The sequence below is a fragment of the Actinomadura rugatobispora genome, assembly GCF_055379765.1.
Genome location: NZ_AP029191.1, coordinates 8800376 through 8824214 on the forward strand (window position 1 = coordinate 8800376; position 23839 = coordinate 8824214).

At 72.9% G+C, this 23839-nt stretch carries 23 protein-coding genes and 1 pseudogene; 7 read left to right on the forward strand and 17 right to left on the reverse strand.

The features are described 5' to 3' along the window. Nucleotides 1-43: 43 nt before the first annotated feature. Nucleotides 44-877, reverse strand: a complete 834-nt coding sequence (locus tag ACZ466_RS39600; RefSeq protein ID WP_378281486.1) for a TauD/TfdA dioxygenase family protein — start codon at nt 875-877, stop codon at nt 44-46. A gap of 218 nt (nt 878-1095) precedes the next feature. Between ACZ466_RS39600 and ACZ466_RS39605 the strand changes: the two genes are divergently transcribed. After that, entirely contained in the window at nt 1096-1689 is a 594-nt protein-coding gene (locus tag ACZ466_RS39605; protein WP_378281485.1) for a TetR/AcrR family transcriptional regulator, read from the forward strand. Nucleotides 1690-1751: 62 nt separating this feature from the next. Here the strand turns inward: ACZ466_RS39605 and ACZ466_RS39610 are convergent, their stop codons facing one another. Further along, entirely contained in the window at nt 1752-2078 is a 327-nt protein-coding gene (locus tag ACZ466_RS39610; protein ID WP_378281484.1) for an SHOCT domain-containing protein, read from the reverse strand. A gap of 153 nt (nt 2079-2231) precedes the next feature. On the opposite strand from ACZ466_RS39610, the gene ACZ466_RS39615 reads away from it, so the two are divergent. From ACZ466_RS39615 to ACZ466_RS39625, 3 genes are all read left to right on the forward strand, one after another. Continuing rightward, nucleotides 2232-3107, forward strand: coding sequence for a universal stress protein (locus ACZ466_RS39615; RefSeq protein WP_378281483.1), 876 nt, complete (start codon nt 2232-2234; stop codon nt 3105-3107). Nucleotides 3108-3230: 123 nt separating this feature from the next. Further along, nucleotides 3231-4082, forward strand: a complete 852-nt coding sequence (locus ACZ466_RS39620; protein WP_378281482.1) for a universal stress protein — start codon at nt 3231-3233, stop codon at nt 4080-4082. Nucleotides 4083-4090: 8 nt separating this feature from the next. Beyond that, nucleotides 4091-4546: a Crp/Fnr family transcriptional regulator gene (locus ACZ466_RS39625; RefSeq protein WP_378281481.1), complete on the forward strand. Its 456-nt coding sequence runs from the start codon at nt 4091-4093 to the stop codon at nt 4544-4546. A 15-nt stretch (nt 4547-4561) separates the two neighbouring features. On the opposite strand, the gene ACZ466_RS39630 is transcribed toward ACZ466_RS39625, so the two are convergent. The 9 genes from ACZ466_RS39630 to ACZ466_RS39670 form a co-directional block, all read right to left on the reverse strand. Next, on the reverse strand, nt 4562-5359 hold the full coding sequence (locus tag ACZ466_RS39630; RefSeq protein WP_378281480.1) for a 2-keto-4-pentenoate hydratase: 798 nt from the start codon (nt 5357-5359) through the stop codon (nt 4562-4564). Beyond that, a complete protein-coding gene (locus ACZ466_RS39635) occupies nt 5356-6210 on the reverse strand; it encodes an alpha/beta fold hydrolase (RefSeq protein ID WP_378281479.1) in 855 nt (284 codons plus the stop codon). The genes ACZ466_RS39630 and ACZ466_RS39635 overlap by 4 nt, the downstream gene beginning before the upstream one ends. A 27-nt stretch (nt 6211-6237) precedes the next feature. Next, on the reverse strand, nt 6238-7455 hold the full coding sequence (locus ACZ466_RS39640) for an ABC transporter substrate-binding protein (protein ID WP_378281478.1): 1218 nt from the start codon (nt 7453-7455) through the stop codon (nt 6238-6240). Between the two features lie 67 nt (nt 7456-7522). Beyond that, entirely contained in the window at nt 7523-8248 is a 726-nt protein-coding gene (locus tag ACZ466_RS39645; RefSeq protein ID WP_378281477.1) for an ABC transporter ATP-binding protein, read from the reverse strand. Next, nucleotides 8245-10095 carry a branched-chain amino acid ABC transporter ATP-binding protein/permease gene (locus ACZ466_RS39650; protein WP_378281476.1) on the reverse strand — a complete coding sequence of 617 codons (1851 nt, stop codon included), beginning with the start codon at nt 10093-10095 and terminating at the stop codon, nt 8245-8247. Before ACZ466_RS39650 ends, ACZ466_RS39645 begins: the two co-directional genes overlap by 4 nt. Next, a complete protein-coding gene (locus tag ACZ466_RS39655; protein WP_378281475.1) occupies nt 10092-10955 on the reverse strand; it encodes a branched-chain amino acid ABC transporter permease in 864 nt (287 codons plus the stop codon). The genes ACZ466_RS39650 and ACZ466_RS39655 overlap by 4 nt, the downstream gene beginning before the upstream one ends. Continuing rightward, complete coding sequence (locus ACZ466_RS39660) at nt 10952-11800, reverse strand: coniferyl-alcohol dehydrogenase (protein ID WP_378281474.1); 849 nt, start codon at nt 11798-11800, stop codon at nt 10952-10954. Before ACZ466_RS39660 ends, ACZ466_RS39655 begins: the two co-directional genes overlap by 4 nt. Then, the gene (locus tag ACZ466_RS39665) at nt 11797-13578 is read right to left on the reverse strand and encodes an FAD-binding protein (RefSeq protein ID WP_378281473.1); all 1782 of its coding nucleotides are present in this window, start codon (nt 13576-13578) and stop codon (nt 11797-11799) included. Before ACZ466_RS39665 ends, ACZ466_RS39660 begins: the two co-directional genes overlap by 4 nt. Next, nucleotides 13568-15244, reverse strand: a complete 1677-nt coding sequence (locus tag ACZ466_RS39670) for a bifunctional 3-(3-hydroxy-phenyl)propionate/3-hydroxycinnamic acid hydroxylase (protein WP_378281472.1) — start codon at nt 15242-15244, stop codon at nt 13568-13570. Before ACZ466_RS39670 ends, ACZ466_RS39665 begins: the two co-directional genes overlap by 11 nt. 206 nt (nt 15245-15450) lie before the next feature. On the opposite strand from ACZ466_RS39670, the gene ACZ466_RS39675 reads away from it, so the two are divergent. Next, a complete protein-coding gene (locus ACZ466_RS39675) occupies nt 15451-17085 on the forward strand; it encodes an FAD-dependent oxidoreductase (protein ID WP_378281471.1) in 1635 nt (544 codons plus the stop codon). 72 nt (nt 17086-17157) lie between these two features. On the opposite strand, the gene ACZ466_RS39680 is transcribed toward ACZ466_RS39675, so the two are convergent. The 3 genes and pseudogenes from ACZ466_RS39680 to ACZ466_RS39690 form a co-directional block, all read right to left on the reverse strand. Next, nucleotides 17158-17994, reverse strand: coding sequence for an alpha/beta fold hydrolase (locus ACZ466_RS39680; protein ID WP_378281470.1), 837 nt, complete (start codon nt 17992-17994; stop codon nt 17158-17160). After that, the gene (locus ACZ466_RS39685) at nt 17991-18413 is read right to left on the reverse strand and encodes a class III extradiol ring-cleavage dioxygenase family protein (RefSeq protein WP_464044039.1); all 423 of its coding nucleotides are present in this window, start codon (nt 18411-18413) and stop codon (nt 17991-17993) included. The genes ACZ466_RS39680 and ACZ466_RS39685 overlap by 4 nt, the downstream gene beginning before the upstream one ends. Nucleotides 18414-18471: 58 nt before the next feature. Continuing rightward, nucleotides 18472-19068, reverse strand: a pseudogene (locus tag ACZ466_RS39690) (DODA-type extradiol aromatic ring-opening family dioxygenase); the annotation flags it as partial. Nucleotides 19069-19151: 83 nt separating this feature from the next. On the opposite strand from ACZ466_RS39690, the gene ACZ466_RS39695 reads away from it, so the two are divergent. Beyond that, on the forward strand, nt 19152-19865 hold the full coding sequence (locus ACZ466_RS39695) for an IclR family transcriptional regulator (protein ID WP_378281468.1): 714 nt from the start codon (nt 19152-19154) through the stop codon (nt 19863-19865). 7 nt (nt 19866-19872) lie between these two features. On the opposite strand, the gene ACZ466_RS39700 is transcribed toward ACZ466_RS39695, so the two are convergent. The 3 genes from ACZ466_RS39700 to ACZ466_RS39710 all read right to left on the reverse strand — a co-directional run bounded on the left by ACZ466_RS39700 (nt 19873) and on the right by ACZ466_RS39710 (nt 22987). Then, entirely contained in the window at nt 19873-20766 is an 894-nt protein-coding gene (locus ACZ466_RS39700) for an acyl-CoA thioesterase (RefSeq protein ID WP_378281467.1), read from the reverse strand. A gap of 123 nt (nt 20767-20889) precedes the next feature. Further along, nucleotides 20890-21648: an SDR family NAD(P)-dependent oxidoreductase gene (locus tag ACZ466_RS39705; RefSeq protein ID WP_378281466.1), complete on the reverse strand. Its 759-nt coding sequence runs from the start codon at nt 21646-21648 to the stop codon at nt 20890-20892. A 136-nt stretch (nt 21649-21784) separates the two neighbouring features. Beyond that, nucleotides 21785-22987 (reverse strand): cytochrome P450, encoded by a 1203-nt coding sequence (locus ACZ466_RS39710; protein ID WP_378281465.1) that lies wholly within the window; start codon nt 22985-22987, stop codon nt 21785-21787. A gap of 30 nt (nt 22988-23017) precedes the next feature. On the opposite strand from ACZ466_RS39710, the gene ACZ466_RS39715 reads away from it, so the two are divergent. Next, nucleotides 23018-23830: a mycofactocin-coupled SDR family oxidoreductase gene (locus ACZ466_RS39715; protein WP_378281464.1), complete on the forward strand. Its 813-nt coding sequence runs from the start codon at nt 23018-23020 to the stop codon at nt 23828-23830. Nucleotides 23831-23839 lie beyond the last annotated feature (9 nt).

The window sequence follows — 23839 nt, forward strand, 5'->3', positions numbered from 1 at the left end:
CAAGGTTGATGGTCTGAACGGTGCGGCGGTGATGGCCGGCCTGTCAGGCGACGGCCTCTTCGCCGACGAGGGTCGTGCGGCGCATGAGCCGCGGGGAGGTCGGCTGGTACGGCAGCGCGCGATGCAGCATTCCGGTGTTGTCCCAGATCACGAGGTCGCCGGGGGTCCAGTGGTGCCGCAGCGTGAACCGCGGCTGGGTCGACCATTCCAGCAGACGGTCGAGCAGCGCGCGGCTCTCGGCCTGCGGCATGCCCACGACGTGGTCGGTGGTGGCGCCGACCAGGAGGGATTTGCGGCCGTTGCGGCGCGTCCACACCAGGGGATGCTCGCCGGAGGGCACCCGCCGCCAGGCGGCGAGCTGCTTCTCCGAGGGCGTGGGGTGCACCAGCGTCTGGGCGGCGGCGAAGCTGTGCACCACGCGCAGCCCCTCCAGTTCCTCCTTCTCCCTCTCCGGCAGCGCCTCGTAGGCCGCGTAGGTGTTGGCGAACTCGGTGTCGCCGCCTTCGTCGGACACCTGGCGGGCCACCAGGAGGGTGGCCTTCTGCGGGATCTCGTCGTTGGCGCCGTCGATGTGCCAGTAGAAGGTGCCCGCGCGGTAGGCGGCCAGTTCGCTCTTGGCGGGGTCCAGGCTGATCGTCGAGATCTCCGGGTGGTCGGTGTCGCCGCCCATCGGGGCCACGACCACCTCGCCCAGGAGCCTGCTCAGGGCGACGAGGTCGCCGTCCTCCAGGTGCGCCTCGCGGCAGATCACCACCCCGTGGGCGTCCAGCGCGGCGCGGAGCCTCTCGGCGTTGCCGGGTTCGAGCAGCAGGCGTCCCGTGGGACCGGTGGCCTCGCCGCCGATCTCCGGGCTGACGGGGGTGAAGGCGATGGACATGATCTCTCCTCCGGACGAGTGAGGTGGACCGCCCCGCGGACCGGCCGGCGCGCTCAGGGTGATGGATCGGGCACGCTCGTTCCCACCCTGTCTAGGCACCCGCCTAAATATCCTTGGGCATATGCCTAACAGCCGGGGGCGGCGCAGGTCAAGGGTGGATAGAGTGGCCGGGTGGTTCCCACCGCCCGCACCCCCGGCCTCCCGCACGCGACGGCGCCATGAGCGATCCCCGTCCCGGCAGGGACTCCAAGACCCGCGCAGTCTTGATCGAGGCGGCGACGCAACTGCTGCTGGAGGAGGGGTACGCCGCGGTCACCACGCGGAAGGTCGCCGCGAAGGCGGGCGTCAACCAGGCCCTGGTCTACTACTACTTCCGCACGATGGACGAGCTGTTCCTGGCCGTCTTCCGCCGCGGGGCCGACGCGACCGTCCGGCGGCTGGAGCGCGCCGCGGAGGCCGACCAGCCGTTGCGCGCCCTGTGGGAGGTCAGCAGCGAGCCCCGCGACAGCGCGCTGACCATCGAGTTCCTCGCGCTGGCCCACCACCGGCAGGTCGTCCACGCCGAACTCGTCGCCTACACGCGCAGGTACCGGCGGATACAGAAGGAGATACTCGAGCACGCCGTGAAGAGCCGGGCCACCGACGGCGGCGGCCCGACCCCGTCCGCGCTGGCCGTTCTGACCGTCGCGCTGTCCCGCGGGCTGGCCATGGACGGCATGCTCGGGATCACCGACGGCCACGACGAGATCCTCTCCCTCGTCGAGGAGCAGCTGGCGCGCTTCGAGCCCCTGGACGACGACCCCCGGCCGTGACCCCTCCCATGAGGGGCCGTGCCCGCGCGCTCGGCTGTTCCTGCTGGACCGCCCGGCAACGTTCAGCCGGGATCGCCGGGCGGGCCCGCCAGTGTGGCCAGGCGCTCGCGGTACTCGGCGGTGTCGATCTCGCCGCGGGCGTAGCGCTCGGCCAGGATGCCGCGGCCGCGCTCCACGCCGTCGTCCGGGCGGCCGACGGCGGGAGGGGCGGTGCGGGGCGGGCGCTCCGTGGCCCTGATGACCAGCACGACGGCGACGGTCACCGCGGCCACGGTGAGGAGCAGGAGGAGCAGGCCCCAGCCCATCATCCAGCCCGCCCAGGCCCCGTTTCCCATGTGTCCCCAGCCGTCGCGGGGGTCGGCGAACGCGGGGAACGAGCAGATGTTCATCGCGCACCTCCTGCCTTCCCCTCCACCCTTCTCCCGCGCGCGGCCCCGGCGGAGGGCCGAAGGTCCTCATGGTCATGGACCGACGCCCTCTGATACCGGACGTCACCGGGCAGAAGACTGCAGGTGACCGATCCGCAGGGGCAGGAGAACAGCATGAACATGAGCAATGGCGTCGTGGTCGGCTACGACGGGTCCGAGGCCGGTGTCCGGGCGCTGGACTGGGCGGCCGCGGAGGCGAGCGCCCGCGGGGTGCCGCTGACCGTGGTCCATGTCTGGGGGCTCTACATCGGCGGGGCGATCGCGATGCCCGCGCTGGACCTGCGCGCGGCGGCCCAGGAGACCCTGGACGCGGGGGCCGGGCGCGTCCGTGAGATCGCCCCCGATCTCAAGGTGAACCTCCTGCTGGAGCGGGGGGCGGTGGCGGCCAGGCTCATCGAGGCGGGCGCCGACGCCGATCTCGTCGTGGTGGGCTCGCGCGGCCTGGGCGGCTTCACCGGGCTGATGCTGGGCTCGGTCGGCGCCCAGCTGGCCGCGCACGCCCCGTGCCCGGTGGTGGTGGTGCGCGGCGAGCCCGAACCCGCCCCCGAACAGGAGCCCGGCACGGTGGTGGTCGGCGTCGACGGCTCCCCGGCCTCCCGCGCCGCCCTGGCGCTGGCGTTCACCGAGGCCGAGGCGCACGGCGCCCGGCTGACCGCCGTGATCGCCTGGGACTCCGCGCGCCCGGACGACCTGCCGCCGCTGGTGGACGCCGACGGCCTGCGCGAGGCGGCCCGGACGCGGCTGGAGCAGCTCCTGATCTTCTGGCGGGAGAGCCACCCGCGCGTCGAGGCCACGGCGAAGGTCGTGTCCGGGCCGCCTCGGGAGGCCCTGATGACCGCCTCGGTCGGCGCCCGGCTGCTGGTGGTGGGGTCGCGCGGGCTGGGCGGCGTCCGCGGCCTGCTGCTCGGGTCGGTCAGCTACGCGCTGCTCCACCACGCGGAATGCCCGGTGGCGGTCGTCCGCGTCCCCGGAGAGACCGTCGGCGCCTGACCCTCACCAGGGCCGCCCCGAGGCCCATTCGGGACGAAAGTCCCTGGTCCGGTCCTTCGGGGCGTCGCAGCATCGAGCCTGGAGGCCGGGGGTGGCGGCGCCGGACCAGGAGGGGGATTCACCATGGGGAGGTATGTGCTCGTCGGTTACGACGGGTCCCAGGAGAGCGACTACGCCCTGGCGTGGGCGGTGGAGGAGGCGCGGCTGCGGGAGCTTCCGCTGGAGGTCGTGCACGCCTGGCGCTGGCCGTACCCGATCGACTACATCGACTACGAGGGCACCGCGACCCTCAAGCGGGTGGGCCAGCACGTCCTGAACCACGGTGCGGAGTTGGCGCAGCGGGCCGAGCCCACGGTCGCGGTCCGCCGGCACCTGATGAACGGGCCCGCCCACGTCGCGCTGAAGCACCAGTGCCGTGACGCCGAACTGGCCGTCGTGGGTGCGCGCGGACGGGGTGAGCTGCCGGTGGGGTCGACCGCGTTGCGGCTGCCCGCCCGTTCCACCTGTCCGGTCGTGGTGGTGCGGAACGCGGCGGCACGGAGTGGGCTGGTCGTCGCGGGTGTCGATGGGTCGCCCGGGGGCGAGGCGGCGCTGGCCTTCGCCTTCCGGCAGGCGGCGCTGCGCGGGTGGTCGCTGCTCGCCGTCCACGGCTGCTGGGAGCCCAGCGCGGTGCCCGAAGCCGATCTCGCGCTGTTCTCCGAGCAGGAGAAGCTGCTGCAGATGTGCCAGACCCGGCTGGATCACGCCGTCGAGCCCTGGCGGATCCGGTATCCGGAGGTCGAGGCGGCCACGTCGGTGCCGATGCTCCCGCCGCGCGAGGCGCTGTTCGAGGCGGCCGAAGACGCCGCTCTCGCCGTGGTCGGCAACCGCGGGACGGGCGGGTTCGATCCGCTGCTGCTCGGCGCCACCAGCGGGACCTTGCTGCAGCACGCGCCGTGCGCGGTCGCGATCGTGCAGCCGGAGGCCCGGCCATGATCGATGAGATGACCCTTGCCCACGAGCCGTTCTTCTCCGGGACGCCCCGGCGGGCGCTGGCGCGGATCGCGAGCACCGCCCGGCCGGCCGCCTTCCCGGACGGGCACCGGCTGTTCGACGAGGGCGGCGCGGCCGACCGGTTCTGGATCCTGCAGGAGGGGGCGGTGGTGATCGACCTCCAGGTGCCCGGCCGCGGCGCGGTCGTGATCGAGACGCTGGGGCCGGGCGACGTGCTGGGCTGGTCCTGGCTGCACGCCCCGTACCGGTGGCGGTTCGGGGCGTGCGCGCGCACACCGGTGCGCGCGATCGAGTTCGACGCGCCCCTGCTGCGCGCGCTGTGCGCCGTCGACCCGGCGATGGCCTACGAGCTGTCGCGGCGCTTCACCGAGATCATCGTCGACCGGCTGCAGGCCACCCGGATGCGCCTGCCCGACCTGTACGCCCACCCCGCCGAGCAGCGATAGGCCACGCGCAGGCGGTCAGCCGCCCTGCACGAACGTCGCCGACACCCGCCCCAGCGGGTGGATGTCGGCCTCGATGAGGTCCCCGTCCCGCACCGGGACCATGGGCCCGAGCGCGCCGGACAGCACGATGTCGCCGCGGCGGAGCGGAGCGCCGATGTCGAGCGCGGTCCGGGCGAGCCATTCCAGGGCGTTGAGGGGGTCGCCGAGGCACGCGCGGCCCGACCCGTCGCTCGCCTGCCCGCCGTTGCGGAACATCCGCATCGACACCTCGGCGGGCGTGAAGCGCTCGACCGGCACTTCGCGGTCGCCGAGGACGAACACGCCGCTGGAGGCGTTGTCGGCCACCGTGTCGGTGATCCCGATCCGCCAGTCCTCGATCCGGCTGTCGACGACCTCGATGGCCGCGACCGCCGTCCCGGCGGCCGACCGGACGACGGCCGGGTCGGGATCGAGGATGTCGGCGGCGAGGACGAAGGCGATCTCCGCCTCGGCCCTGGGCTGCAGCAGCCGGTCGAGCGGCACCGTGCCGCCGGAGGGGTGGCGCATGTCGTCGAAGAGCACCCCGAAGTCCGGGCGGTCGACCCCGACCTGGCGCTGGACGGCCTCCGACGTCAGGCCGATCTTCTTCCCGATGATCCGGGCGCCGCGCGCGACCCGCCGGTCCGTGAGCGCCGACTGCACCGCGTACGCCGCGTCGATGTCCGACGGGCCGATGAGGTCGGCGACCGGGGCGCAGGCCGCGCGGTCGATCGCCGCGCGGTCGAGGCGGTCGGCCGCGGCGGCGATGGCCTCGGGGGCGACGCCGCCGCTCACGCGGCACCCTCCGGCGCCAGGAACTCCCGGACCGTCCGGTCGAACTCCGCACGCTGCTCCCACTGCGGCCAGTGCCCGGCGCCGTCGATGAGCCGGAACTCGCCCTTCGGGATGCGGCCGGCCATCTCGGCCCCCGCGTCCGGGGGGCCGGACGGGTCGTGGCTGGTCCAGATCACCAGCGTCCGCGCCTCGATCCTCGACAGGATCTCGGGGGTGAGCATGTTGCGGCGCCGCACCTCCGGGTCCTGCAGGCACAGGATGTGCCGCATCGACCGCGCGAAACCCGGCTGGGCGTAGATCGCCCGGCGGACGGCGACGAGCTCGTCGGTGACCGACGCGGGATCGGCCATCAGCCATTCCAGCCGGGCGCGGATGCGCTCCGGGCTGGGATCGTCGGCCGCGCCCTGGCTGAGCGTCCTGATGCGGTCCATGACCTCGGGGGTCGCCATCGAGCCGCCGGGCGTGTTCAGGACCATCCGGTCGACCCGTTCGGGATGGGCCGCGGCGAACCCCGCCGCGACCCATCCGCCGAGCGACTCGCCGCTCAGATGCACGCGGCCGAGCCCGAGCTCGTCGAGCAGCCCGAGCAGGTGCTCCTGGTAGTCGGCGATCTCGAGGTCGCGGGTGGCCGGCGTCGTGCGCCCGTGACCGGGGAAGTCGTAGGCGATCACCCGGAACCGTTCGGCGAGCGCCGGGACGTTCCGCACGAACGCCTCCAGGTGGCCGCCGGTCCCGTGCATGATGACGAGCGGCGTGCCCGCGCCCGCCTCCAGCACGCGCGTCGACCAGTCGCCGACCCGCACCCTGCGGACCGTGAACGGGGTGGAGCCCAGATCGGTCCAGAGCGTCATCCGCTGTCCCTTCTTCCGGTGCGCCGGCTACTGCGCCGACTTGACCTGGTACTGGCCGTTGACCTGCGGCGAGGACGGGATGAACGGGAAGTCGTCCGGCGGCGGGATCGGCGTGTGCCGGTCCGGCGTGTAGCTGAACTGGGTCTCGGTGAGCCAGTGCCCGGCCGGCATCTGCAGGTTGTAGAACGCCTTCACCAGGGAGTCGGGGGTCTTGTCGAGCGCCCCCGGCCGCGCGCCCGCCGCGGCGAGGAGCCGCAGCTCGTCCCAGGCGAGTGACGGGGTGGACAGGCTCTGGGTGGTGGGCTTGCCGCCGGTGTACCGCTTGTAGAAGTCCTTGAACGTCGGCGACTGCTGGCTCTCCGGCACCGCGACCTCGACCTTGAACACGAGGATCTCGAGGTTCTCGTTGGACTCACGGCTCCCGTACTTGTACGGCCCGCCAGCGGTGAGCGACATCCCGATGCCGGCGGCCGTGGGGACGCTCGTCCCGCCGGCCTGCGTCCGGGCCTGCATCAGCCGGACGGCGGCCTCACCGGTCGTGTCGAGGAACACGAAGTCGGGCTTGGTGGCGAGCATGCGCCGGTAGGAGACGGACAGGTCGACGTCGGTCGCCACGAACTCGAAGGCGTTCACCTTGATGGCGCTGCCGGCCATCCGCTCCTTGATGGCCTGCACGACGCCCTTGCCGTACTCGTCCTTGGAGACCAGGACGCCCAGGCTCTTGACCCCCTTCTTCTCCAGGTGCGGGCGCAGGCCGGTGAGCTGCGCCGCGCTGCTGGGGGCGGTCTGGAAGTGGTACGGGTACTTCTTCGGGTCGTTGAGCAGCGGGCTGGCGCCGAAGCCCACCGAGACGATCTTCTTGCGGGTGAGCAGCGGCACCAGCGCCAGCGCCTCGGCGCTCGACCCGCTCGGGATCACCGCGTCGGGCGGGTTCGAGCCCGACAGCGACTCCTGCAGGAGGCTCACCGCGCGGGTGGGGTCGGCCTGCGAGTTCTTGAACTGGAGTTTGACGCGGCGCCCGGCGATGCCGCCGGCCTCGTTGACCGACGCCGCGGCCGCCTCCAGGGCGTCGGTCGTCGCCTTGACCGTCGCGGCGGTGGGGCCGGTGACACCGCCGATGAACAGGACGTCGAACTCCTTGTCGTCGCCCTCGGAGGTGGTCCCGCACGCCGACAGGGTGAGCGCGAGCGCGAGGGTCGTCCCGATGACCGAGCGGCGTCTGAGGGGTGCGCTGAGTGACATCATGGGGGTGGGCTTCCTTCTTCCGTGCTTCCGAACTTGGTCGTGGCCTTTCATGGACGCGGGGGCCGCGTCACGGGAGTTCGCTCTCCTCGGCCATGTACGCGCGCTGGATCGCGTCGCGGAGGCCGGGGTCGTCGCTGCGGGCCGAGTAGACCGTGCGTCCCACGTTCAGGACGACGACCCGGTCCGCCGCCGCGAGGGCGAAGTCGACCGCCTGCTCCACCAGGAGCACGGCCAGGCCGCCCGCCCGCAGGTCCTTGATCACATCGAGCACCTGCCCGACGATCGCGGGCGCCAGGCCCGCGGACGGCTCGTCCAGCATCAGGACCCCGGGATCGGCGACCAGCGCCTGCGCGATCGCGAGCATCTGCTGCTGCCCGCCGCTGAGCGACGCGGCGGGCTGCTTCCTGCGCTGGGCGAGAATGGGGAAGCGCTCGTACATCTCCTTGATGAGCGTGCGCCCGCGCGCCTGGTCCCGGCAGGCGTAGGTGCCGAGGACGAGGTTGTCCTCCACCGTCCGCGACCGGAAGACGCGCTTGCCCTCCTGGACGTAGGCGATGCCCGCCCTGGCCCTGCGGTACGGTGCCATCCGGGAGAGGTCGGCGCCGTCGAGCGTCGCGCTGCCCGCGGTGATCTTGTTCAGTCCGGCGACGGCGCGCAGCGTCGTGGTCTTGCCGGCGCCGTTGCGGCCCAGGAGCGCGGTGACGGACCCGCTGTCCGCGCGGAACGTGGCGTCGCTCACGACGCGCAGATCGCCGTAGCCGGTGGCGAGTCCCTGAACTTCCAGCGTGGTCATGCCCGGTCCGCCTTCTCGGTGTCGAGCAGTTCGTCCGCGACCCGGGTGCCGGCGATCTCGCCGCCCTGGCCCAGGTAGGTCTGGACGACCTCGGGATGGGACGCGATCTCGTCGGGGGACCCGGTGGCGATCACCCGTCCCTCGGCGAGCACGACGATGGTGTCGGCGAGCGCGCGGACGAGCGCGAAGTTGTGCTCCACCAGGAGGATCGTGATCCCCGCGTCGCGCATGCTCGTCAGCACCCGCACCAGCCCGTGGATGTCGTCCTCGTCGAGACCGGAGGCGACCTCGTCCAGGAGGACCAGCGAGCTCCCCCCGGCGATGGCCCGGCCCAGTTCGAGCATGCGGCGGGTGCCGAGGGCGAGGTCGGCGGCCGGGGTCCCGGCCTGGCGGGCCAGCCCGAGGCTCTCCATGATCTGCCGGCCGGTGCGGCGTTCGGCGTCCAGCGCCTTCCAGTGCCGGGGGAGGCGCAGCGCGCTCTCGGCGAGGGAGATCCGGTGCCGGGCGAACCGCCCGGTGACGATCGCGTCCATCACCGTGAGCCCCTGCGGGATCAGCGGCGTCTGGAAGGTGCGCCCGACGCCGCGCCGCGCGACCTGGTGCGCGGGCAGGCCCGAGATCACCTGGTCGCCGAGCCTGATCGTCCCGCCGTCCAGCGAGTAGTACCCGGAGATGAGGTTCATCAGGGTCGTCTTGCCGGACCCGTTGGGCCCGACGAGCGCCGTGATCCGGCCCGGCCCGGCCTCGAAGGAGACGTCGTCGACGGCGAGGTTGCCGCCGAACCGCTTGCTCACCCCCGACACGGTGAGCGCCAGCCCGTCGACGGCCGGGAAGGTCACGGCGGCGGGCGGCTCGGCCGGGGCCGCGTCCCCGGCGGGGCCGGACCGGCGGCGCAGCCGCGCCGCCGCCTTCCGCCCGAGCCGCTCGGTCACGCCCGCCAGCCCGTTGCGGAGCAGCAGGCCCCCGGCGATCAGGAAGGCGCCGTACACGACCAGCGCGTACTGGTCGAAGACCGTGATCCGCAGCGGCCCGATCTCCATGATCGCGGCGCCCACGATCGCGCCGTAGACGCTGGTCGCCCCGCCCAGGATGGCGGCCGCCAGGATGACGATCGCCAGCTCGAGACCGAAGGTCAGCGGGGACAGGTAGGCGTCCAGGTAGGCGATGAAGCAGCCCGCGATGCCCGCCGGGACGGCGCTGAGCGCGTAGACGGTGACCTTGGTCGCGAAGGGGGAGGTGCCGATCGCCGTCGCCAGCACCGGGCTCTGCTTCAGGACGAGGAACGCGGCCCCGTGCCGGGACACCACGATGTTCCGGAAGACGGCGAACCACGCGGCCGTGACCAGGATGACGACGACGTAGAAGCCGTTGTCGCCGAGCTCGGAGCCGAGCAGCGTGGGGACCGGGATCCCGTTCAGCCCCTCCAGCCCGCCGAGCCGGTCGCCGAAGATGTTGACGACCGAGGGGATCAGCAGCACCACGAAGAACGAGGTGATCGCGAGCGCCCAGCCGCCCAGGCGCAGCCCGGGCAGCCCGGTGACCACGCCCAGCAGCACGGCCACCGCCACCGCCGCGAGCAGGCACACCAGCAGGTCGTCGATGACGTTGATCGCGAGATAGCCGGTGGTGTACGCGCCCGCCGCGTAGAGCGGCACCTGCCCGAGGGCGAGCTCGCCGGCGTAGCCCAGCGTGAGGTTCAGCCCGCTGACGACCATGGACAGGATCGCGATCAGCAGGACCAGGCGGATCGTCGCGCTGTTCAGGCCCAGCCAGGGCAGCACGGCCACCAGGCCGACGATGACGGGCCACCCGGCGAGGGCGAGCCTGCGTGCCGCACCCGTCGTCATACCACTCTCTCCTTCCGGCCGCCCGCCAGCCCCTGGGGGAAGGCCAGCAGGGTCACCGCGAACACCACGAACACGACGATGTCCCGGTACAGCGGTCCGATGTAGCGAGCGCCCAGCGCCTCGATGATCCCGATCGCGAACGCGGCGAGGAGCACGCCCCGGTGGCTCCCGACACCGCCCAGTACCAGCACGACGAATCCCTTCACGGCCAGGATGAGCGCCAGCGAGGGCGCGGCGAACGTCTTGGCGACCAGCAGCGGCCCGAGCAGCCCTCCGACCGCGGCGGCGAACGCGAACCCCCACATCGACAGCGCGCCCACGTTGATCCCGCGGAGCTGGGCCGCCTCCCGGTCGTCGATCTGGGCGAGCGCGGCCAGGCCGATCCTGGTGCGCCGGGTGCCGAGCTCCAGCGCGACGGCGAGCACGATGGCCGCCGCGACGATGATCAGGTCGAGCGGCTGCGCCCGGGTGCCGAAGAACACGAGCGTCCCGTCCGGTCCGAAGAACGGGACGCGCAGCGCGTCCGTCCCGTAGACCAGGGCGATGATCCCGGTGATGACGGTGGCGACCCCGACCATCGTCACCAGCTCGGCGCTCCCCTCCGCCTTGCGCAGCGGCTGGATCGCGAACCGCTCCTCCAGGACGCCGGCGAGCCCGGCGAGGAGGAAGGCCACCGCGAACACCAGCGGCATCGGCAGGCCGCCGGCGCTGTAGGCCCAGTAGGCCACGTACATCCCGACGACCATCAGGTTCGCGTGCGCGAAGTTGAGGACCCCGGAGGCCAGATAGGTCATGTTGTAGCCGAGCGCGACCATGGCGTAGATGGCCCCGGTCGCGAGCCCGGCGATGATGTCCGTCACGATCGTTCTCCCGGCTGTTGCGCGTCGCCGACACCGCCCGTGACGTTCGGGAACCGGCCCGTGGCGACGCCCGCCATGTATCCGCCGTCGACCCAGATCACCTGTCCGGTGAGGTAGCTGGCCGAGGGGCTGTTGAGGAAGGCGAGCACGGCCGCCTGCTCGCGGGGCTCGGCCGTCCGGCCGAGCGGTCGCGGGATGGAGTCGAGGAACCCGGCTCCCCTGGACTCCCGGGACGCGTCCAGGATCGGCGTGTCGGTGAGCCCCGGGGCCGCGCAGTTCATGCGGACGCCCCGCGCGGCCAGCTCGACCGACCGCGTCAGCGTGTACCAGACGAGGGCGTCCTTCGACACGGCGTAGCCGGTGCCGATCCGCTCCCGGTGGTCGCGGCACCAGCGCGTGGCGGCCGGGCGGTCGGCCGCGGCCAGCAGGCCGGCCACCAGCTCGCGCCGCCGCGGGTGGTGCGAGGCGGCGATCGAGGCCGTGTTCACCACCGCCGCGCCCGCGGTCATGCGCTCCAGGAGCAGTTCGGTGAGCTCCCGGGTGCCGACGAAGTTGATCCCGATGATCTCCGCCGGGTCGGCGAGCCCGGAGACGCCCGCGACGTTGAACAGGGCGTCGATCCGGTCGCCCGCGGCGCCCGCCGCCTCGGCGACGGAGCGGGAGTCCGCGAGGTCGACGCGGTGGAACCCGGCGACCGGCGCCGACGTGGGCCGGCGGTCCAGGCCGATGACCTCGGCGCCCTGGCGGACCAGGAGGCGCGCGAGGGCCTCGCCGATGCCCGACGCGCATCCGGTGACCACGACCCGCTTGCCGCCGTACTCGGGCGGGCTTCCGTTCGTCGTCACGGTGTCCTCCGCCCTTCCGCGCGCTCGGGACGGGAGCCGCCGCGGGCGTCGGCGATGTCGTTGGCGGCGACGTACCCGAAGGTCATGGCCGGGCCGAGCGTCGCGCCCGCGCCGGCGTAGCTGCGGCCCATGATCGTCGCGGACGCGTTGCCGGTCGCGTACAGCCCGTCGATGGCCGTGCCGTCGCCGCGCAGCGCGCGGGCCCGCGCGTCGGTGACGATGCCGCCGTTGGTGCCCAGGTCGGAGAGCCTGAGGGCGAACGCGTAGTAGGGGCCCTCGCCCAGCGGCGCCAGGTTCGGGTGCGGCAGCGTGCGGTCGCTGTAGTACTGGTCGTAGAGGCTGTCCCCGCGGTGGAAGTCGGGGTCGCGCCCCGTCCCGGCCATCCGGTCGTACCGGTCGGCGGTGCGGCGCAGCCGGTCGGCCGGGACGCCGATGCGCCCGGCGAGCTCGTCGAGCGTCCCCCCGGTGACGACGGAGCCCGACGCGGTCCACGAGCCGGGCAGTTTCCGCCCCGTCGGGACCGGCGCGAACGGGATCCTGGGCAGCGGCAGATGCCCGAAGATCACGTAACGCCGCCAGCACCACTCGTTGGTGATCAGCCAGACCGGGATGTGCCGGACGCCGGCGTCCTCGCCCGCGATCATCGTGTAGCCGAAGTCCTGGTACGGGGCGGCCTCGTTGATGAAGCGGTCGCCGTCGCCGTTGACGATGAACTGCGCCGGCATCATCCGCTCGTTCAGGCTGAACTGCACCCGCCCCTCGCCCCACGCCACCGCCGGGTACCACCAGGCGCCGTCCATGAGGTCGAGGTCCGCGCCGGCCCGCTGGGCGGCGACGATGCCGTCACCGGTGTTGGACGTCGCGCCGAGGCTCAGCGACGGGTCGGCCTGCGGCTGGTGGGTCCGGCGCAGCTCGGCGTCGTGGTCGAACCCGCCGGAGGCGACGACGACGCCCCCGAGCGCCCGGACCCGCCGGACGGTCCCGTCCCGCCTGATCTCGGCGCCGGTGACCCGCCCGGTCTCGTCGGTGGTCAGCGACGTCATGGGGGAGTCGAGCCACAGCTCCAGCCCGCGTTCGCGGAAGGCGAGCATCAGCCGGGTCATGAGCGCCTGGCCCATCGTCACGACGCGCTCGCCGAGCAGCCGCGCCCGCACCATGCGCCACAGCAGCCGGGTGAAGAGGAGCTTGCCCTTCCAGGTCTGGCGGAGCCGGTAGAAGTCGACGAGCTCGTTGGGACCGATCCACAGTCCCGGGGGAGCGACGGCGTGCGGCGGGAGCAGGCGCTCGGCGTCCGCTCCGAGCTTGCGCATGTCGATCGGGGGGATGTTGATGACGCTTCCCTCGGCCGAGCCCCCGGGCAGTTCCGGGTAGTAGTCGGGGTAGCCGGGCTTCCACACGAAGCGGAGGTGCTCGCTGGCCCCCTCCAGGAAGGCGAGCATCTTCGGAGCGTGTTCCAGGTAGGCCCTGAGCCGGTCATCGCCGACCAGTTCGTCCGTGATCTTGCGGAGGTATTCGAGGACGTCCTCAGAGTCCAGGCGCACCCCCGCGCGCACCTGCTGCGGCGCCCCGGGGGCCCAGATCCCGCCGCCCGACAGGGCGCTGGAGCCGCCGAAGTGCGCGGCCTTCTCCACGACGAGCGTGCTGAGCCCGCGGGCGTTCGCCGCGAGCGCGGCGGTGAGGCCGCCGGCGCCCGAGCCGACGACGAGGACGTCGACGGTGCGGTCGGGTTCGGGATCGCGGTCGTGCTCGTGGTCGTGGTCGCTGCGACTATCGGTCATTCTCCCCCACCTCTTCCGGGATTGCGGCGGACGGGTTCAGGGCCAGGGCCTTCATCAGCCGTCGGGAGGTCGCGGACGACTGCTGGGCGATCGAGGCGGCCGCGACGCATCGGTCGGGGCGCAGGAAGACGACCGACTCACGGTGCGCGTCGAACCAGGCCTTCAGCGGGCCGGGGTCGCCGACGACGAGCACCTCGGGAGGGAAGGCGCCGTCGCCGAGCTGCGCCTCCGGCACGACGGCGACGAGCCGTGCCCCGAGCCGCCGCCAGAGCTCCAGCGCGTCGTGGTCGAGGATCGCGGTCGGGTCGTTGTTCCAGCACAGCACGGCGAACCAGCCGCCGAGCGCGTCGTCGAGGAGCATGACGCCGTCCGACGTGCGGACCTTCGGCTGGATGAAGAGCCGCCCGACCGGCGAGCCCGCACCCGACGGCGGCACGATCGCCCCGCTCTGGTAGCGCGGCATCGGCTTGAACCGCATCTCGACGACGTAGCGCTTCAGCGACGGGAACGCCGAGGCGGCGGAGGCGACCCGGTCGCGCGCCCAGGCGAGCCGGCGGTCCCGGATCGAGATGATCCGCCCGACCGTGGTGGACAGGTCGATCATGGCGCGGGCGTGGTCGCGCCGCTCCTGGTCGTAGGTGGGGAGCAGCTCCTCGCCGCAGAGGCCGCGGACGACGGCGGCGAGCTTCCAGCCGAGGTTGGCCGCGTCGCGGATCCCGCTGTTGTACCCCTGCCCCTGCCAGACCGGCATGAGGTGGGCGGCGTCGCCGGCGAGGAGGACACGGCCCTTGTGGAACGTTCCGGCGAGCCGGGAGTGGTGGGTGTACACGCGGTGCCGGATCACCTGGACCTGGGCCGGGTCCGGGACGTAGGGCGCCAGCAGGCGGTGCAGGAACTCCGGCTTCTCCGCCTCGTCGTCCGCCTCGTCCGGCATCATCATGAACTCGAACCTCCGGATCCCGTGCGCGATCGAGATGGAGGCGAACGGCCGCTCCGGATCCGCGCCGACATAGCTGTTCGGGGAGCCCAGGGGGTCGTTCTCGATGTCGACGACGAGCCAGCGGGTCGAGGAGGTCGTCCCCTCGAAGGACGTCCCGAGCAGGCGGCGGGTGAGGCTGCGGCCGCCGTCGCATCCGACCAGGTAGCGCGCGCGGACCTCGCGGACGGAGCCCTCTCCGGAGTCCTCGCCGGAGCGGATCCGGACGATCACCCCGTCGCCGGTGTCGTCGAAGGTCTCCACCGGGGTCCGCCACGCCACCTCGACCGAGGGGTAGCGCGCCAGCCCCGCCAGGAGTTCGGCGTCGACGAGCGGTTGCACGAAGCCGTTGCGCTTGGGCCAGCCGTAGTCGGTGCCGCTCGGCGCGATCTCGGCGAGCACCCGGCCCTTGCCGTTGACGAAGCGCAGGATCTGGTTCGGGATCGTGTGCCGCTGCACCCGGTCGATCAGCCCGATCGACTGGAAGGTGCGCAGCGACTCGTCGTCCAGGCCGACACCGCGCGGGTAGTCGATGAGCGCCGCGCGCTCCTCGGCCACGAGCACCGAGACGCCGTGCGCGCCGAGGAGGTTCGCGAGCGTGAGCCCGACCGGGCCGGCGCCCACGATGAACACGTCCACGCGATCTCTGGACGCGGTGGGCGGCGCCGTGCGCGGGGGACTGGAACCCATCGTTGACCCTTCACTGACAGGGGGACAGCCTGTGTGTATATAACGCACATGCTGTTGCGATATTCACAACTTAGCCAGCCACCTGCGGGCCGTCAATGTTCATCCGCCGGAAACATCGATTAGTGTGAAGATAATGAGTACTGTGATGTAAATATCGGAACACGCGTCACAGGTACGAGTCACAGGAACGATGGGAGGCGCGAGCCATGACCGCGTGGGATCACGAGGTGGATGTCGTCGTCCTCGGCAGCGGCGGCGCGGGACTCACCGCGGCGCTCACCGCCGTGTCGCACGGGGCTTCCGTGGAGGTGTACGAGAAGGCGCCGACCGTGGGCGGGACGACCGCCGTGTCGGGCGGGATCGTGTGGGTGCCGGCCCACGACCGGGCACCCGGCCTGGACCTGCCCGTCGAGGACGCGCTGCGCTACCTCCGCGCCCAGTCCCTGGGGTCGATGGACGACGGTCTCGTCGAGACCTTCGTCCGCACCGCACCCCGCATGATCGACTTCGTCGAGGCGCACAGCGAGGTGCGCTTCGACATCGCCGCGGGCTTCCCGGACTACAAACCGGAGTTGCCCGGCGGGAAACCCACGGGCGGCCGCTCGCTCAGCCCCGCGCCGTACGACGCGGCCCGGCTCGGCGAGTGGCAGGACAGGATCACCGCCTTCCCGGCGGACTGGAGCAACGTGGGATTCGACGCGGAGACCCGCGCCCGCCTCCATCCGTCGATCGGAGACGCGCCCGCGTCGACGTGCGTCGCCGGGACCGCCCTCGTCGCGGGGCTCCTCAAGGGGCTGCTGGACGCCGGCGTCGTCCCGCGGACGAACGCCCGCGCCGTCGAGCTCCTCACCGGAGACGACGGCGGCGCCGTGGCGGGCGTGCGCGTCGAGACCGGCGGCGAGCGGGTCGCCGTGCGCGCCCGCCGCGGCGTGATCCTGGCGACCGGCGGCTTCGAGTGGGACGAGACGCTGGTCCGCGCCTTCCTCCGGGGCCCTATGCACGGCGCCGTGTCGCCGCCCAACAACACCGGGGACGGGCTGCGCATGGCCATGGCCCTCGGCGCGGACCTCGGCACCATGGGCGAGGCATGGTGGGTGCCCATCGTCCGGATCCCGGGGGACACCATCGACGGCCGCCCGCGCAGCCGCAGCGTCAGGCTGGAGCGCACCCGTCCCCGGAGCATCATGGTGAACCGGGCCGGCCGGCGGTTCGTGAACGAGTCCTGCGACTACAACTCCATGGCCGGCGCCTTCCACTACCTCGACCCCCGCGACGGGTACGTCAACGACCGGGCGTGGATCGTGTTCGACTCCGTTCACCTCGACCGCTACGGCTTCCTCGGCGTCGCCCCGGGAGAGCCGGTCCCTGACTGGTTCTCGGGATCGGCCGACCTTCCGGCGCTCGCCGCGGCGACCGGCATCGACCCGGACGGGCTGGCGCGCACGATCGAGGACTGGAACCGCGACGTCGCGCGGGGGGAGGACCCGGGCTTCGGGCGCGGGTCCAGCGCGTACGACGGCTGGTGGGGCGACGAGTCGGCGGCCACCGCCGCGGGCCGGACGCTCGGCCCGATTGACACGCCGCCGTTCTACGCCGTGCCGGTCTCGGTCGGCGCGATGGGGACCAAGGGCGGGCCGCGCACCGACCGCGACGGCCGCGTCCAGCGCGTGTCCGGCGGCGTGATCCCCGGACTCTTCGCCGCGGGCAACGCCATGGCGGGCGTGACCGGACGGGCCTACGGCGGAGCGGGGGGAACGATCGGGCCCGCGATGGTCTGGGGATTCCGCGCGGGCCAGGCCGTGGCCACGGGCGAGGTGCCCTCGGACCGCGCGGAACGGTAGCCCCGGCGGCGCCTTTCGCCCGGACCCCGCGGGGAACATCCCGCGGGGTCCGGGCGACGGCCTTCCAGGCGCCTAGTCGACGAAGAAGTCCAGCAGGAGCTTGTTCACGACCTCGGGACGCTCGATCTGCGGGCAGTGGCCGGCGTCTTCGACCACCACGGAGGAGCCGTCCGGGATCACGTCGGCGATCTCCGCCGCCCAGCCGGGCGGCTTCAGCTTGTCCTTCTCGCCCTCCACCATCAGCACCGGGACGGAGATCCGCTCGTACGCCGGCTCGCCGCGCGGGCCCGCCGGGGGCTCGGCCCCGGGACGGCGGAAGCGCGCCGCCGCGATCGCCTCCCAGGCGCCCGGGGCGACGCTGGACGCGTAGCGCCGCCGCACGTAGTCCTCGTCGGCCGGATACGACGGATCGTGGAACAGCGCCTCGACGATCCGCCGCATCGCCGGCAGCGTCGCGTCGTAGTCGTAGAGCGCGCTCGTGTGCGGGTTCCGCAGGATCTCACCGCCTCCGCAGATGGCGACCATCTTGCGCACCGGCAGGATCGGCGCGTCCGCCACGGCGTCGACGAGCAGGTTCACGGCGCCCATCGAGTTCCCCACGAAGTACGCCGAGTCGATCCCCAGCAGCGCGCAGAACCGCGCCACGTGCCGGATCCTCGCGCCGCGCCCGTCGACGAAGTCCACCACCTTCGCGGTCCGGCCGTAGCCCAGCTGGTCCGGAGCCAGCACGCGGTGGTGCTCCGCCAGGGCGGCGATGGTGTTCTCCCAGGCGATCTCCGCCTCGGCGCCGAACTCGCCGCCGTGGAGCAGGACGACCGGCTCCCCCTCGCCCGCGTCGAGGAAGCCGGTGACGAGCCCGTCCACCACGATGGTCCGCCGGTGGACCGCCACCGCCCCCGCCCCGCTCACGCGGCACCGTCCAGCGGGACCGCGGTGGTCGTCGCGAAGCCGGCGAGCCACTCGGGGATCGCCCGGTAGTAGGACGAGCGGACCGTGTACGGGCCCGCGGCCGCCAGCGCCGCGTACGCCGCGATCCAGGTCCTCACCTCGGGCGCGGAGTGGCCGCCCTCGGCGACGAACCACTCGTTGCTCCGCCCGTCCACCGCGGCGAAGTCGCCCGCCGCGAGAGAGCGCAGCACCAGCGCGTCCCAGTCGGGGTTGAGCGGGCGGAGCGCCCCGCCGCCGTGCGCGAACTCGCTCGCGGCCTTGACGGTGCGGCCCTCCCTCTGGGCGCGCTGCTCCGGCGAGGGGTCGCGGCCGTGCGTCAGGCGCTCCGCGACCTCGGGCGTCGCCTCCTTCAACCGCGGCACCGGTGGATCGTGCGACAGCCCCCCCCGAGCCGATCAGGAGGACGCGGCGGTCCATCTCCTTCAGCGCCTCCCCGACCGCGGTGCCCAGGTGCCGGGCGCGGACGGCCGGCCCCAGCGGCTCGGCCACGCAGTTGATGAAGACGGGAACGACCGGAACCGCGGTCAACGAGCCGAAGAGGAACGTCAGCGGCTGGACGAAACCGTGGTCGACCCGCATGTCCTCCGAGACCGCCACATCGACGCCGCTCGCCAGAACCCTCTCGGCGACGGCGTACGCCGCGTCCCGGTCCACGTCCAGCGCGCCGGAGGGCAGGCCGTAGTCCCCGACGGAGGTGGCGGCCGCGCCGACGCAGAAGGACGGCATCATGTCGTACAGGAAGCCGTTGTAGTGGTCGGGCGCGAAGATCACGGCCAGGTCGGGGGCGAAGTCCTCGGCGAACGCCCGCGCCGCGGCGAACTCGGCGTCGACCTCCGCCCTGACCTCGGGCGCCGGATCGTGCAGGCCGATGAGCGGTGAATGGGACGTCGCGCACAGGGCAACGGGCACGGCGGATCCTTTCTGACGTTCGGGCTGCGGCCGGTGCCGACGCCACCGGGCGGCGCGCCGTGTTCGCGCGCCTACCCTCGATGCTGTATCATTATTTACATACACGTGCTCGATATATGTGCACATGGTAGGGACCGGTCCAGCGGGCCGTCAACGCCGCCGGGCGCCGGTGCAGGGCCGGCCGGGTGATGGGTGAGGGGGCCTCGTACATGGCAGGATCCACGGGACGCACGCAGGTGGGCAGCCAGACGCTCGCGCGCGGCCTGCGCGCCTTACTGACGGTCGTGGAGTCGAGCGGCGGCATGACCGTCCAGGAGCTGGCCCGCGAGCTCGACGTCCACCGGTCCATCGCCTACCGGCTGCTGCAGACGCTCGCCGACTTCGGCTTCGTCGCGCACGGGGAGAACGGCACGTACCATCCGGGGGCCCGGCTGGCCACGCTCGCCGACACCTACCTGCCCGCGCTGCGCGAGGCCGCGTTTCCGATCATGCGCGAGACGGCGGACGACCTCGGCTGCACCGTCGCGCTGTTCGTCGCCGAGGGCGACGAGGCCGTCGCGATCGTCCTGGTGGAGCCCACGACGACCTCCCACCACATCGCGTTCAAGGCCGGGATGCGCACCCCCATCGACCGCGGGGCCGCCGGCTACGCGCTCCTGTCCGCCGCGCCGCCGCGCGAAGGCGAACCGGCGCCCGTGGCCCGGACCCGCGAGCGCGGCTACGCCACCAGCGAGGGCGAGATACTGGTCGGCGCGTACGCCATCGCCGCCTCCATCCCGGACACCGTCCCCCGCACCTGCCTCAACCTCATCACCCACCGGGAAGACCAGGCGAAGGCGGCCGAGAAGCACATCGTGCAGGCGGCGCAGAGAGTCGGCCGCGCCCTGCGCCCGACCCGCTCCGACGACCCCGGCCGGCCCTAGCCGTGCCTCAGGGCCCCGGCCGGGTGCGCGGCGCGCGGACCAGGGCCTCCTGCATCACCGTCGCGACGAGCACGCCCTCGCGGTCGAAGATCAGGCCGCGGCACAGCGCCCTGCCCCGGTCGGCCCAGAAACTTTCCTGGTCGTAGAGGAACCACTCGTCGGCCCGGAAGGGCCGGTGGAACCAGACCGTGTGGTCCAGGCTCGCGAAGACCAGGCCCGGGTCGCCCGCCTTCAACCCGTGCGGCGGCAGCGACGAGGAGAGCAGGAAGACGTCGGTCGCGAAGGCCGCCGCGCCCGCGTGCAGCAGGGCGTCGTCGCCGAGCGGCCGTGCGGACCGCAGCCAGAAGCGCTGCTTCGGGGGCCTGCGCTCGCCGCGCGCGACGGCGACGCGCGGCAGCTCCCCGTCGAAGCGCAGGTCCAGGGGGAACGTGGCGGAGAAGGTGCGGAACCAACTGAGCGAGGGTTCTCCGGCGCTCGCCATGGCCTCGATCGCGGGCGGCAGCGTCTCCGGATCGGGCGCCGCGGACCGGGGGGTCTGGTGCCGCAGTCCCTCCTCCTCGACCTGGAAGGACGCGGTGAGAAGGAAGATCGCGGCGCCGTTCTGCTCGGCGACGACGCGGCGGGTGGTGAAGCTCGACCCGGCGCGCATCTCCTCGACGCGGTAGTCGACGGGCAGCCGCGGGTCGCCCGCCCTCAGGAAGTGGCCGTGCGCCGAGTGCGCCGCCCGATCCGCCGGGACCGTGTGGCCCGCCGCCATCAGGGCCTGCGCGGCCACCTGCCCGCCGAACAGCCGCGCCCCCGGGTGCGAGGGCGCGTCCTCGGCGGCGGCCCGCAGCAGGTTCCCGCCCACCGGTTCGAGCGTGAGGAGGCGGGCGAGCCCCGGCCTCTCCGTGATCTCCATAGGCTCCTGCCGGTCGTCCATGGGTGGTACTGGTCGGATCGGACTGATGCGGAAGGGGAACGGCTCGTCCCGGCCCACTGCGGGGGGACGAGCCGTTCCGCGCCGGTCCGGCCGTGGGACGTGTCAGCGGGGGGCGAAGCGCTGGCCGCCGTCCAGACGGAGGCACTGGCCGTTGAGCATGGGGTTGTCGACGATGGCGTAGGCGAGCTTGGCGTACTCCTCGGGGCGGCCCATGCGCTTGGGGAAGGCGGCGTCCTTGGTGAGGGCCTTGGCGAAGTCGTCGGGGATGCCGGCGGTGATGCCGGTCGAGAAGAGGCTCGGGGCGATGGCCAGGACGCGGATGCCGAGCGAGCCCAGGTCGCGGGCCATGGTGAGGCACATGCCCGCGATGCCGGCCTTGGCGGCGGTGTAGGCCACCTGGCCGATCTGGCCCTCGAAGGCGGCGATGGAGGCGGTGTTGATGATGACGCCGCGCTCCTCGTCCTCGGGCTCGTTGGTGCTCATGTGCGCGGCGGCGAGCCGGGAGATGTTGAAGGAGGCGATCAGGTTGAGGTCGACGGTCTGGCGGAAGGCGTCCAGGTCGTGCGGGCCGGTCTTGCCGAGGGTGCGCTGGGCGACGCCGCCGCCGGCGGTGGTGACGACGACGTGCAGGCCGCCCAGGTCGGCCACGGCGGCGGCCAGGGCCGCCTCGGTGCCGGCGAAGTCGGTGACGTCCACGGGGTGGAAGGGGCCGCCGACGGCCTTGGCGACGTCCGGGCCCGCCGAGCCCTCGCGGTCCAGGACCGCGACGGCGGCGCCGCGCGCCGCCAGCAGTTCCGCGGTGGCCCGGCCCATCCCGGACGCGCCGCCGACCACGACCGCCTTCTTGCCCTTGATCTCCATGTGCTCCTCCGTCGCTCTCGGCGCAAGGCCCATCGGATTGCCGATCTCGCCGTAGGATAGGCCCGTTCTCATCGCCCGCTGAGACCGGAGTCCCATGAGCGGATCCCGGTGGTGGCCGGGGGCGCGGAGACGGTGGTCAGACGTCCCAAGTCAGGTGCAGCGGAGTGGTCAGGGTGAGCTGGCCGCCCGACTCCAGCAGTTCCCGGGAGCCCTCGTCCGCCAGCCGGTAGGAGGGGATGCGGGCGTGCCACTCCTCGAAGGCGATCCTCAGTTCGCGGCGGGCGAGGTGGGACCCCAGGCACCGGTGCGGGCCGGCGCCGAAGCCGATGTGGTTGTTGGGGCTCCGATCGATCCGCACGGTGCGCGCGTCGTCGAAGGCGCCGTCGTCGCGGGTGGCGGCGTTGAGCGGGAGCAGCACCATGTCGCCCTCCTTGATCGGGCAGCCCTGGACCTCCGTGTCGCGGGTGGCCTTGCGGCCCGGCAGCACGATCGCGTAGGCCCGGACGAACTCCTCGATCGCGCCGGGGATCAGTTCCGGATCGGCGACGATGCGCTCGCGGTCCTCGGGGTTGCGGGCGAGATGCAGGAAGCTCCAGCCGAGCGTGGCCGTGACCGTGTCCAGCCCCGCCATGAACATGAGCAGGCAGAACGCCAGCAGGTCCTCCTCACCGACCGGCTTCCCGCCGATCCGGAACCGGAGGGCCGCGCTGATGAGGTCGTCTCCGGGCTCCCTGCGTTTGCGGGCGACGACCTCGGCGAAGTAGCCGGTCACCGCGCGCATCGCCCGCATCCGCAGCACCCGGCCCTCCTCGGTCTTGGGAGAGCGCAGGATCTGGTGCTCCCACTCCATGAAGGTGTCCAGCTCCGCCGCGGGCAGGCCCATCAGGTCGAGGAAGATGGTCGTCGGGTAGATCTGCGCGAACTCCGCCATGAAGTCGCACGAGCCCTGCTCGGCGATACGGTCGATGACCTCGCGCGCCCATGACCGGACCCGGTCCTCGAGGCGGACGATCGCCCTGGGGGAGAAGGCGGGCGCGAGCTGCCGGCGCCACTCCCGGTGCTCCTCCCCGTCGAGCATCTCCGGGATCCACCGGTACGCCGGATCCGGATCCATGGCCACCACGGAGCTGCTGGAGAAGTCCTCCGGGTTCTGCAGGATCTCCAGGATGCCCTCGTGGTTCAGCATCATCCAGAAGCCGGGGCCGAAGTCGTTGCGGTACCAGGGGGCCTCGGCCCGCAGCTCGTCGAACGTCCGGATCCACTCGCCCTGCGGGCGGTGGGCCGAGTAATCGAGATTCACGACAGGACACGACTGCTCGTTGCTCTGCACGGGTCCCATTCTCACTCCTCCGCGGTAGGGTGATCGGCCATGGGGCGTGTGACGGGCAAGGTCGCGCTGGTGACAGGAGCGGCCCGCGGCCAGGGTCGTTCCCACGCGGTGCGCCTGGCCGAGGAGGGGGCGGACGTCGTCGTCACCGACGTGTGCCGCGACATCGGTGACGTCCTCGCCTACTCCCTGGGCACGAAGGAGCAGCTGGAGGAGACCGCCGAGCTGGTCAGGCGGGCGGGCGGCCGCTGCGTCGCGCTGCCGGCCGACGTGCGCTCGGTCTCCGACCTCCGCGCCGCCGTCGACGCGGCGACGGCCGAGTTCGGCCGGCTGGACGCGGTCGTGGCGAACGCGGGCGTGATCAGCGCCGGAAGCGCGTGGGAGCTGTCCGAGGAGGCGTGGGACCTCGTCATGGACGTCAACCTCAAGGGCGCCTGGAACACGGTGCGGGCGGCGGTCCCCGTGATGATCGAAGCCGGGGAGGGCGGCTCGGTCGTCCTGATCAGTTCGGCCGCCGGGATCCGCGGGCACGTCCCCTACGCCCACTACGTGGCGAGCAAGCACGGCGTCGTCGGGCTGATGAAGGCCCTCGCCAACGAGCTCGCCCCGCACAGGATCCGCGTGAACACCGTGCACCCCACCGGCGTGAGCGGCACCGGGCTCAGCCTCGGACCGCCGCCCGAGGAGCTCGCGGCGCGCGAACCGCTCTTCGCCATGAGCGCGATGAACCCGCTGGCGCCGGCCGTCGAGCCGCGGGACGTGTCGAACGCCGTGCTCTTCCTGGCCTCGGACGAGGCCCGCTATGTCACCGGCCTGCAGTTCACCGTCGACGCCGGCGGCACGAACAAGCCCTAGGGCTCCGGG

Excerpts from the sequence above, each read along its gene's own strand:
- ACZ466_RS39695 (WP_378281468.1), top strand. The coding sequence starts at position 19,152 with ATGGCAGGATCCACGGGACGCACGCAGGTGGGCAGCCAGACGCTCGCG.
- ACZ466_RS39625 (WP_378281481.1), top strand. The coding sequence starts at position 4,091 with ATGACCCTTGCCCACGAGCCGTTCTTCTCCGGGACGCCCCGGCGGGCG.
- ACZ466_RS39675 (WP_378281471.1), top strand. The coding sequence starts at position 15,451 with ATGACCGCGTGGGATCACGAGGTGGATGTCGTCGTCCTCGGCAGCGGC.
- ACZ466_RS39665 (WP_378281473.1), bottom strand. The coding sequence starts at position 13,578 with ATGACCGATAGTCGCAGCGACCACGACCACGAGCACGACCGCGATCCC.
- ACZ466_RS39700 (WP_378281467.1), bottom strand. The coding sequence starts at position 20,766 with ATGGAGATCACGGAGAGGCCGGGGCTCGCCCGCCTCCTCACGCTCGAA.
- ACZ466_RS39615 (WP_378281483.1), top strand. The coding sequence starts at position 2,232 with ATGAACATGAGCAATGGCGTCGTGGTCGGCTACGACGGGTCCGAGGCC.
- ACZ466_RS39620 (WP_378281482.1), top strand. The coding sequence starts at position 3,231 with ATGGGGAGGTATGTGCTCGTCGGTTACGACGGGTCCCAGGAGAGCGAC.
- ACZ466_RS39670 (WP_378281472.1), bottom strand. The coding sequence starts at position 15,244 with ATGGGTTCCAGTCCCCCGCGCACGGCGCCGCCCACCGCGTCCAGAGAT.
- ACZ466_RS39650 (WP_378281476.1), bottom strand. The coding sequence starts at position 10,095 with ATGACGACGGGTGCGGCACGCAGGCTCGCCCTCGCCGGGTGGCCCGTC.
- ACZ466_RS39640 (WP_378281478.1), bottom strand. The coding sequence starts at position 7,455 with ATGATGTCACTCAGCGCACCCCTCAGACGCCGCTCGGTCATCGGGACG.
- ACZ466_RS39600 (WP_378281486.1), bottom strand. The coding sequence starts at position 877 with ATGTCCATCGCCTTCACCCCCGTCAGCCCGGAGATCGGCGGCGAGGCC.
- ACZ466_RS39705 (WP_378281466.1), bottom strand. The coding sequence starts at position 21,648 with ATGGAGATCAAGGGCAAGAAGGCGGTCGTGGTCGGCGGCGCGTCCGGG.
- ACZ466_RS39715 (WP_378281464.1), top strand. The coding sequence starts at position 23,018 with ATGGGGCGTGTGACGGGCAAGGTCGCGCTGGTGACAGGAGCGGCCCGC.
- ACZ466_RS39710 (WP_378281465.1), bottom strand. The coding sequence starts at position 22,987 with ATGGGACCCGTGCAGAGCAACGAGCAGTCGTGTCCTGTCGTGAATCTC.
- ACZ466_RS39610 (WP_378281484.1), bottom strand. The coding sequence starts at position 2,078 with ATGAACATCTGCTCGTTCCCCGCGTTCGCCGACCCCCGCGACGGCTGG.
- ACZ466_RS39645 (WP_378281477.1), bottom strand. The coding sequence starts at position 8,248 with ATGACCACGCTGGAAGTTCAGGGACTCGCCACCGGCTACGGCGATCTG.
- ACZ466_RS39635 (WP_378281479.1), bottom strand. The coding sequence starts at position 6,210 with ATGACGCTCTGGACCGATCTGGGCTCCACCCCGTTCACGGTCCGCAGG.
- ACZ466_RS39605 (WP_378281485.1), top strand. The coding sequence starts at position 1,096 with ATGAGCGATCCCCGTCCCGGCAGGGACTCCAAGACCCGCGCAGTCTTG.